Raw genomic sequence first — 9,174 nt, forward strand, 5'->3', positions numbered from 1 at the left:
TACCCGTGGGCCACGGCCACCGGCCTGCTCGTGATGGTGCTGGTGGCGATCTTCTTCGTGTCCGGCGCCGACGCCGCGTCGATCGTGATGGGCACGCTGTCCCAGCGCGGCACCATCGAGCCGAGCAGGTGGGTCGTGGTCTTCTGGGGTGCCGCGATGGGCGCGGTCGCGGTGCTGATGCTGGTCACCGGCGGTGAGGACGCCCTGTCGGGCATCCAGAACCTGACGATCCTGGTCGCCGCGCCGTTCGTGGTGATCATGGTGCTGCTGTGCCTGGCGCTGCACCGCGACGTGCGCCGGGACAAGGTCATCCTGCGCGCCGAGAAGAGCGCCGAGGTGATGGAGCAGGCCGTCGAGTGGGCGACCGACAACCACGGCGACGACTTCTACGTGAAGGTCGGGTCCTTCGCGAAGGACGACTCCGGTGAGCCCGCCTCCCCGGACGGCACCCACCCCGCCGCGACCGCCGCCGCGCCGGCGGCCGACGGCGCGGGGGACCGGGCCGAGCCCGTCCCGGTCGCCGTCGTCGACCCCCTCGCCCCGGCCGACCGGCCCGACGACGACCGGCCAGCCCCGGTCGGCACCGCCGACCGGCACTGAGTCCGGCGCCGGCGCCGCCGGGGGTCAGGCGGTGCGGAGCTCCACGCCGGCCTCGGTCAGCGCGGCGAGCGCCCGCTCCGTCGTCTCCGGTGCCACCCCGGCGCAGTGGTGCAGCAGCACCGTCGTCGCCAGCCCGAGCCGGGACGCGTCCAGCGCGGTCGCCCGGACGCAGTGGTCGGTCGCCAGGCCGACGACGTCGACCTCGGTCACCCCGTGCTCGGTGAGCCAGTCGCCCAGCGGGGTGCCCGACTCGTTCGCGCTCGCGCCCTCGAACCCGGAGTAGGCGCTGGTGTAGGCGCCCTTGTCGAAGACGCACTCGATCGGCGCCACGTCCAGTGCCGGGTGGAACGACGCGCCCGGCGTCCCCGCGCGGCAGTGCGGCGGCCAGGAGTCGACGAAGTCCGGGGTGTCGGAGAAGTGCGGCCCCGGGTCCACGTGCACGTCCCGGGTGGCGACGACGTGGTCGTAGACCCGCCCGTCGCGGCCGCCGGTCGCGAGCGGCCCGATCCCGGCGGCCACGGCGGCCCCGCCGGCCACCGCGAGGGCGCCGCCCTCGCAGAAGTCGTTCTGGACGTCGACGACGATCAACGCTCGTGCCATGGCTCAGCTCCCGGTGAGGAAGGTGGTCGGGATCGCAGGCTCGCCGCGGGACAGCTTCAACCCCTCCCACGGTACGGCGACCAGCGCCGTCCGCAGCCGCTCCCGGGCGGCCTCCAGCCCGGTGACGACGTCGTCGGCGACGACCTTCCCGTCCCGCACCAGCGGCACCGGCAGCACCCGGTCGTGCGGGCCGAGGACCGGGTCGGTGCCGTAGGGGTACACGACCTCCTCGACCGCGGTCCCGGTCGGCTTGAACCGGCGCAGCGCCGCCTTGCGCCCGCCGCGGGACTCCTTCGCGCTCGACCGCTTGGCCACCGGGCGCCCGTCGACCTCGACGAGCTTGTAGACCATCCCCGCCGTCGGCGAGCCCGACCCGGTGACCACCGAGGTCCCCACGCCGTAGGAGTCGACCGGCTCGGCGCGCAGCGAGGCGATCGCGTATTCGTCGAGGTCGCCGGAGAGCACGATCCGGGTGCCGGTGGCGCCGAGCGCGTCGAGCTGCTCGCGGGCCTGGCGGGCCAGCTCGCCGAGGTCGCCCGAGTCGATGCGGACCGCACCCAGCCCGGGCCCGGCGGCCGCGACGGCGTGCTCGATACCGCGGCGGATGTCGTAGGTGTCGACGAGCAGCGTGGTGCCGGTGCCCAGCGCGGCGACCTGGCTGGCGAAGGCGGCCGGCTCGTCGTCGTGCAGCAGGACCCAGGCGTGCGCGGCGGTGCCCGCGGTCGGGATGCCGTGCCGGGCGCCCGCGGCGAGGTTCGACGTCGTCGCGAAGCCCGCCAGGTACGCGGCCCGGGCCGAGGCCACGGCGGCCTCCTCGTGGGTGCGCCGCGAGCCCATCTCGATGAGCGGCCTGCCGGCCGCCGCGGTCACCATCCGGGCCGCCGCCGAGGCGATCGCGCAGTCGTGGTTGTAGATCGACAGCGCGACGGTCTCCAGGATCACCGCGTCGGCGAAGGTGCCGGTCACGGTGAGGACGGGGGAGCCGGGGAAGTACAGCTCGCCCTCCGGGTAGCCGTCGACGTCGCCGGAGAAGCGGTAGTCGCCCAGGCGCTCCAGGGTCGCCGCGTCGACGACCGGGGCGAGGAACTCCAGGTCGGCGGCGGAGAACCGGAAGCGCTCCAGCGCCTCCAGCAACCGCCCCGTCCCGGCGACGACGCCGTAGCGGCGCCCGTCGGGCAGGCGGCGCGCGAACAGCTCGAAGACGCAGTGGCGTTCCGCGGTGCCGTCGGCGAGGGCCGCCGCCACCATCGTCAGCTCGTAGCGGTCGGTCAGCAGGGCCGTGCCGGTCATGGCCGGGAGCCTACGGCTCCTGTGCCACCATGGGGCGCATGTCCGCGCCGTCCCCAGCGCCGTCCCCGGCGCCCACCGAGCAGGTCACGCCCGACCTGGACGAGTCCGCCGGCCCCGACACGCCGTGGCAGGCCATCGTCTGGAACGACCCGGTCAACCTCATGTCGTACGTGACCTACGTGCTGCAGAAGGTGTTCCACTACCCCGAGGCGAAGGCCACCGCGCTGATGCTCGACGTGCACCACAAGGGACGCGCCGCGGTGTCGGCGGGGGACAAGGACACCGTGGAGGGCCACGTCGCCCAGCTCCACGCGGCCGGCCTGTGGGCCACCATGCAGCGGGCCTGAGCGTGAACGGCTGGAAGCGCAGCGGGCGGGGCGACCGCGTCCGCTACACGTCCGGGTTCTCCGGTGAGGAGGCCGTCGTCCTGCGGGGCCTGTTCGTCGAGATCCGCCAGATGCTCGCCGGTCGTGCCGAGCTCGCGCCCACCGACGAGCTGGCCGAGCTGACCGGCATCCGCACCGGCCCGACGTCGCGGCCGACCGACCGGGTGCTGGCCCGGCTGCTGCCGGACTTCACCACCGAGGACTCCGACCTCGCCGGCGGGATGCGCTCGCTGCACGAGCCGTCGCTGATCGAGGCCAAGGACACCGCCGCGGCGACCGTGCTGGACACCCTGCCCGAGGCGGGCGGACGGCTCGAGCTCACCGAGGCCCAGGTCGACGCCTGGCTGGCCGCCCTCAACGACGTGCGGCTCGCGCTCGGCACCGCCCTCGACGTGAACGAGGACATGCCCGAGCAGCTGCCCGACGACGACCCGCGGGCCCAGCACCTGGGCGTCTACCACTGGCTGACCTACGTGCAGGACTCCCTGGTCCGGGTCCGCGTCCGCGGGCTCTGACCCGCCCGGCCGCCCCTCAGCGGCGCACGATCCGGTCGGTCGACGGCACGGCCAGGCCCGGGTTCGCGCCCAGGTACGCGACGAACGCGTCGAGGTCCACCGGGCCGCCGACCAGCTCGGTCCCGGCGGTGACGGTGTCGAAGCCGTCGCCGCCCGCGGACAGGAAGTTGTTCGTCGCGACCCGGTAGCGGCCGTCGTCGGTGACGGGGACGCCGCCGATGGAGATGTCACCGACCCGGTTCCCGGCCACCACCGTGTAGCGCAGGTTCGACGAGCTCTGCAGGACCGTCGGACCGTCGTCGACGGTGAACTGCTGGTCGAGCACCGCGCGCAGCTGGGCGCCGGTGAGCGTCATGGTCTGCAGGATGTTGCCGAACGGCTGCACGGTGTAGGCCTGCCCGTAGGTGACCCGCCCGCCCGCGCCGGGCACCAGGTCCGCGCGCACCCCGCCGGGGTTGGTCAGCGCGAGCTGTGCGCCGTCGCCGCGCGAGGCGGCGAGCTGGGCGTCGGCGATCACCGTGCCGAGCGGGGACAGTCCCGACGGCGCGGCCGCGCGCAGCAGCGGGCCGGCCAGGGTGCCGACCGGGCGCTCGGCCAGCGGCCGCGACTGCGCGACCGCACGGTCGACGACGTCGGCGACCGCCGGGTCGGGGGCGACGTCGCGGGTGACCACCACGTTGCGGGCGGTGCCGGTCGCGGCGCGGTCCACGTCGCCGTCGCCGGTCAGGGCGAGGTCGACCACCGACAGCAGCCTGCCGAACGACAGGCCCTGCACGAACGGTCGCGGGTTCCCGGCCGGGTCGGTCGCCGAGCACGCGTACTGCTGGTGGGTGTGCGCGGAGAACACCGCGTCGACGTCGGCGGACACCGCGGCCGCGATCCGCGACCCCGGCCCGCCGGGCTCGATCGCACAGGCGTCCGGGCCGCCGTCGCCGGTCGCCTCGTCGCCCTGGTGCAGCAGCAGCACCTGTGCCCGTACCCCCTGCGCGGTCAGCTCGCGCGACGCCGCGTCGACCGCGGCGACCTCGTCGCCGACCTCCAGGCCGCGGATGCCGTCGGGGGAGACCAGGTCGGGCAGCTCGGACAGGGTGGCGCCGATGACGCCGATCCGGGCGCCGCCCGCCTCCACCACCGTCGACGCGGCGAGCGCGGGCTTCCCGCCCTCGGTCACGTTCGCCGACAGGATCGGGAACGACGCGCCGTCGTAGGACGGGGTGAAGCGGCAGCCGTCGACCGGGTGGCAGCCGCCGCGCTGCAGCCGGCGCAGCTCGGTGATGCCCTCGTCGAACTCGTGGTTCCCCGCGGCGGACGCGGCGACGCCGATCCGCTCCAGCACCTCGACGGTCGGCTCGTCGCGGAACAGCGCCGACGCCAGCGGGGACGCGCCGACGTTGTCGCCGGTGGACAGCACCACGCTCGCCGGGGCCTGCGCCCGCAGCGCCGCGACGTGCGCGGCGACGAACGCGGCGCCGCCGGCCTCGACCTGCGCGCCGGCGTCGTCGGTCACCCGGCCCGAGGACCCCGAGGGCGGCTCCAGGTTGCCGTGCAGGTCGTTGAGCGCGATGAGCCGCACCGTGCCCGAGCCGGGCGCGCCCGCGGCGGGGCGGCCCGAGAGCGTCACCGCCTCGACGGTGACCGCGACCGCGAGGACGACGACGAGCACGGCGGCGAGGACGAATCCGACACGGCGACCGGAGGCGGGCACGCAGGGCAGTATGGACGCACCCCTGCACGGGAGGCCGTGGCCGGGATCACAGAACGTGGTGTCGGGTGCGTGAACGGCCGGTTCCGGCCCGGCGGGTGTTCGGTCCCGCGGCCGGGGCCGCGTATCCTCGGGTCGTGCTCGTCCTCCGGTCCGACCTCGTCGATGCGATCGTCGCGCATGCCCGCCGGGACTTCCCGGTCGAGTCGTGCGGGCAGCTCGTCGGTCCCGAGACCGGCGAGCACCCCGAGCGCTACGTGCCGATGACCAACGCCGACGAGGTGGCGAGCGACTTCGCCTTCGCCCCGGCCGAGGACATCCGCCTGGAGCGCGAGCTGGACGCGGCCGGTGAGCGCCGCATGCTCGTCGTCCACTCCCACACGCGACTGCCGCGGCGGCCGGTGGCGCACACCGGTCTGCCCGAGGCCTACCCGTCGCCCAAGGACGTCGCCCAGATGGAGTGGACCCCCGACCAGCACTGGCTGATCGTGGGCCTCGCCACCGCCGACGCCGAGCCCGAGGTGCGCTCCTACCACCTCGCCGACGGCGAGGTCGTGGAGGACGAGCTGGCGGTCGTGGAGTCCTACATGTTCTCCCACACCGGCTCCGACGACGTGCCCGACCGGGCCTGATCGACCCTCTCGCGCACCCGCGCCGGAGGTCGCGCGGGAATGTCGCCGTACTCCGGCCGCGTTGTCGCGCGTGAGAAATCCACGCCAGAGCGACCCACCAGGAGTGATCACCGAGATGGCCGTCTCCGTCTCCATCCCCACCATCCTTCGCACGCACACCGACGGTGAGAAGACCGTCGAGGCGAAGGGCGACACCGTCTCGGCGGTCATCGACGACCTGGAGTCGCGGCACAGCGGCATCAAGGACCGTCTGATCACCGACGGCAAGCTGCACCGCTTCGTCAACATCTACGTCGACGACGAGGACATCCGTTTCGCCGGCGGCCTGGAGGCCCCGGTCACGGAGTCCTCCACGTTCACGATCCTCCCGGCCGTGGCCGGCGGTCGCTGAGCCCCACCGGACCCCGGCACCGGGCGGCGTCCCCGCCCGGTGCCGTCGTGTGAGGAGAACCCGTGCGTTACGACTCGTTGCTGCACGCCGTCGGCGACACCCCGCTGGTCGGGCTGCCGTCGCTGTCGCCGTCGGAGGACGTGCGGCTGTGGGCGAAGCTGGAGGACCGCAACCCCACCGGCTCGATCAAGGACCGGCCCGCGCTGGCGATGATCGAGGACGCCGAGAAGCAGGGGCTGCTCACGCCCGGCTGCACGATCCTGGAGCCCACCTCGGGCAACACCGGGATCTCGCTGGCGATGGCCGCGAGGCTCAAGGGCTACGAGATCATCTGCGTGATGCCGGAGAACACCTCCTCCGAGCGCAGGCAGCTGCTCGCCATGTACGGCGCGCAGATCATCTCCTCGCCGGCGGCGGGCGGGTCGAACCAGGCCGTCGCCGTCGCCAAGCAGCTCGCCACCGAGCACCCGGACTGGGTGATGCTCTACCAGTACGGCAACCCGGCCAACACCGATGCGCACTACCGCGGCACCGGCCCGGAGATCCTGCGGGACCTGCCGTCGATCACCCACTTCGTCGCCGGGCTCGGCACCACCGGCACCCTCGTCGGCGCCGGGCGCTACCTGCGCGAGCACAAGCCCGACGTGCAGGTCGTCGCGGCGGAGCCCCGGTACGGCGAGCTCGTCTACGGCCTGCGGAACCTCTCGGAGGGCTTCGTCCCGGAGCTCTACGACGAGACCGTGCTGACCGGACGGTTCTCGGTCGGCTCCTACGACGCGCTGCGCCGCACCCGCCAGCTCGTCGAGCAGGAGGGCATCTTCGCCGGGATCTCCTCCGGCGCGATCCTGCACGCCGCACTCGGCGTCGCGAACAAGGCGCTCGACGCCGGGCAGCGCGCCGACGTCGTCATGATCGTGTGTGACGGCGGCTGGAAGTACCTGTCCACCGGCGCGTACTCCGGTGACCTGGGGACCGCCGCGCAGGGCATCGACGGGCACCTCTGGGCCTGAACCGGGCACAACGGGCATAGCGGGCGGCCGAGCCGGTACCGTGGGTGACATGACCGCACTCCCGGACGGCCGCCCCGCCCGCGTGCTGCCGCCCGCGCCGGTGCGCGCCGCGGTGATCATGCTGGCGTTCACCGCCGCGCTCTACGCGATCGAGGCGGTCGACCAGGCGTCCGGCGGGATGGTCGACGCCGCCGCGGCGATCTACCCGCGCAGCACCGACGGCCTCGCCGGGATCCTCACCGCGCCGCTGCTGCACGGCGACTGGGCGCACCTCGCCGCCAACAGTCTGCCGTTCCTGATCTTCGGGTTCCTCGCCATGTCCGGCGGTCCGGTGCAGTGGGTCGCGGTCACCGCGACGATCTGGGTGATCAGCGGGCTGGGGGTGTGGCTGACCTCGCCGCTGCCGGTGCTCGGCGCCTCCGGCATCGTGTTCGGCTGGTTCCTGTTCCTGCTCACCCGCGGCTTCCTGGCCCGCAACGGACGGCAGATCCTGCTCGCCGTCGTGCTGTTCCTCTTCTACGGCTCGATCCTCTGGGGAGTGCTCCCGTCGGACCCGATGGTCTCCTGGCAGGGGCACCTGTTCGGCGCGATCGGCGGCGTCGTCGCCGCCCGCTGGGTCGCGAAGGCCGACCGCCTACCCTCCTAGGGTGTGAGCGACGCGCCCGGTATCGACGCCCCGATCGGCATCTTCGACTCCGGGGTCGGGGGGCTCACCGTCGCCCGCTCGGTCATCGACCTGCTGCCCGCCGAACAGATCGTCTACGTCGGCGACACCGCGCACAGCCCCTACGGGCCGCGCCCGCTCGCCGACATCCGGCGCCTCGCGCTCGCGATCGGCGACGAGCTCGTCGACTCGGGGGTCAAGGCGCTGGTCATCGCCTGCAACTCCGCCTCGGCGGCCTGTCTCGCCGACTTCCGCGAGCGCTACCCGGTCCCGGTGGTCGAGGTCGTCCGCCCGGCGGTGCGCCGCGCCGTCGCCACCACCCGCAACGGCCGGATCGGCGTCATCGGCACCGCCGCGACCATCGCCTCGGGCGCCTACGCCGACGCCTTCGACGCCGCCCGCGACACCGAGATCACCTCGGTGGCCTGCCCCCGGTTCGTCGACTTCGTGGAGCGCGGCACCACCAGCGGACGCCAGGTCCTCGGCGTCGCCCAGGGCTACCTGGAGCCGCTGCAGCGCGCCGGGGTCGACACCGTCGTCCTCGGCTGCACCCACTACCCGCTGCTGTCCGGGGTGCTGGAGATCGTCCTCGGCCCGGACGTGACGCTGGTGTCCTCGGCCGACGAGACCGCCCGCACCCTGGTCCGGACCCTGCACGCGCACGACCTGCTGCGCGACGACACGACCCCGCCCGCGCCGCACCGCTTCCTCGCCACCGGCGACCCGGAACCCTTCGCCCGGCTCGGCCGCCGCTTCCTGGGTCCCGAGATCGGCTCGGTCGTGGGCCGCGCGGGCGCCGCGCTCCCGTCCGCCTGACCACCGGCCGCGACGGGCGGGTCCTCCGCGCCGCACCGGGAGCGGGGGGTAGCGTTCCCGCCGTGATCGGAACGCTCGTCCTGGTGATCACCGTGGCGCTCTCGGCCACCGCGCTGTTCGGGCTGGTCACGACGGCGCTGAACCGGCCCCCGAGCCGGGTGCACACCGTCGCCGTCGGGATCTGTGTGGCGCTCATCGTCGTGCAGGCGGCGATCGCGGCGTACCGGGTCCTGCTCGGCGGGGTCACCCTGCCCGAGCAGTCGACCTTCCTCATCTACCTCGCCGTCGCGGTCTGCGTCCCGGTGATCGCGCTGCAGTTCGCCACCGCCGAGCCGAGCCGCTGGGGCGGCGCCGTGATCGCCGTCGGCGCGATCGGGACGCTCGTCGCCGTGCTGCGCCTGCAGGGCCTGTGGATCCCGGGGGTGCCCGGTGCCTGAGCCCCGCGCCACCGCCACCGGCCCCGGGCGCATCCTCATCGCCGTCTACGGCATCTTCGCGCTCTCGGCCTCGGCGCGGGCCGGCGTGCAGATCGCCGAGCGCTTCGGTGAGGCGCCGCTCGCGTACTCGC

12 protein-coding genes are annotated in these 9,174 nt (G+C 74.2%); 9 read left to right on the forward strand and 3 right to left on the reverse strand.

From position 1 onward, the window contains the following. Positions 1–600, forward strand: a 600-nt coding sequence (locus KPF22_RS00250; protein WP_224400906.1) for a BCCT family transporter, incomplete at its 5' end; no start/stop codon positions are given. 24 nt (positions 601–624) lie between these two features. On the opposite strand, the gene KPF22_RS00255 is transcribed toward KPF22_RS00250, so the two are convergent. Both KPF22_RS00255 and KPF22_RS00260 read right to left on the reverse strand, forming a co-directional pair. Next, positions 625–1,200, reverse strand: coding sequence for an isochorismatase family protein (locus KPF22_RS00255; protein ID WP_208825053.1), 576 nt, complete (start codon positions 1,198–1,200; stop codon positions 625–627). Between the two features lie 3 nt (positions 1,201–1,203). Next, a complete protein-coding gene (locus KPF22_RS00260) occupies positions 1,204–2,490 on the reverse strand; it encodes a nicotinate phosphoribosyltransferase (protein WP_224400907.1) in 1,287 nt (428 codons plus the stop codon). Between the two features lie 38 nt (positions 2,491–2,528). On the opposite strand from KPF22_RS00260, the gene clpS reads away from it, so the two are divergent. Continuing rightward, positions 2,529–2,837: an ATP-dependent Clp protease adapter ClpS gene (clpS, locus tag KPF22_RS00265; RefSeq protein ID WP_060710877.1), complete on the forward strand. Its 309-nt coding sequence runs from the start codon at positions 2,529–2,531 to the stop codon at positions 2,835–2,837. A 2-nt stretch (positions 2,838–2,839) separates the two neighbouring features. Beyond that, entirely contained in the window at positions 2,840–3,391 is a 552-nt protein-coding gene (locus tag KPF22_RS00270) for a DUF2017 domain-containing protein (protein ID WP_062400754.1), read from the forward strand. A 16-nt stretch (positions 3,392–3,407) separates the two neighbouring features. Here KPF22_RS00270 and KPF22_RS00275 read toward each other — a convergent pair whose 3' ends face one another. Next, positions 3,408–5,096: a bifunctional UDP-sugar hydrolase/5'-nucleotidase gene (locus KPF22_RS00275; RefSeq protein ID WP_224400908.1), complete on the reverse strand. Its 1,689-nt coding sequence runs from the start codon at positions 5,094–5,096 to the stop codon at positions 3,408–3,410. A 134-nt stretch (positions 5,097–5,230) separates the two neighbouring features. Between KPF22_RS00275 and KPF22_RS00280 the strand changes: the two genes are divergently transcribed. The 6 genes from KPF22_RS00280 (at position 5,231) to KPF22_RS00305 (ending at position 9,043) form a co-directional block, all read left to right on the forward strand. Beyond that, positions 5,231–5,725 (forward strand): M67 family metallopeptidase, encoded by a 495-nt coding sequence (locus KPF22_RS00280; RefSeq protein ID WP_100880863.1) that lies wholly within the window; start codon positions 5,231–5,233, stop codon positions 5,723–5,725. Positions 5,726–5,840: 115 nt separating this feature from the next. After that, a complete protein-coding gene (locus KPF22_RS00285; RefSeq protein ID WP_062404265.1) occupies positions 5,841–6,116 on the forward strand; it encodes a MoaD/ThiS family protein in 276 nt (91 codons plus the stop codon). Between the two features lie 62 nt (positions 6,117–6,178). Next, complete coding sequence (locus KPF22_RS00290) at positions 6,179–7,126, forward strand: PLP-dependent cysteine synthase family protein (RefSeq protein ID WP_208825044.1); 948 nt, start codon at positions 6,179–6,181, stop codon at positions 7,124–7,126. Between the two features lie 49 nt (positions 7,127–7,175). Continuing rightward, entirely contained in the window at positions 7,176–7,772 is a 597-nt protein-coding gene (locus KPF22_RS00295) for a rhomboid family intramembrane serine protease (protein ID WP_208825042.1), read from the forward strand. A gap of 3 nt (positions 7,773–7,775) precedes the next feature. After that, entirely contained in the window at positions 7,776–8,606 is an 831-nt protein-coding gene (gene murI / locus KPF22_RS00300; RefSeq protein WP_062400757.1) for a glutamate racemase, read from the forward strand. A 62-nt stretch (positions 8,607–8,668) separates the two neighbouring features. Then, entirely contained in the window at positions 8,669–9,043 is a 375-nt protein-coding gene (locus KPF22_RS00305) for a hypothetical protein (RefSeq protein ID WP_073576167.1), read from the forward strand. Positions 9,044–9,174 lie beyond the last annotated feature (131 nt).

This window comes from Pseudonocardia sp. ICBG1034, assembly GCF_020131375.1.
In the GTDB taxonomy this organism is placed as follows: Bacteria; Actinomycetota; Actinomycetes; order Mycobacteriales; family Pseudonocardiaceae; genus Pseudonocardia; species Pseudonocardia alni.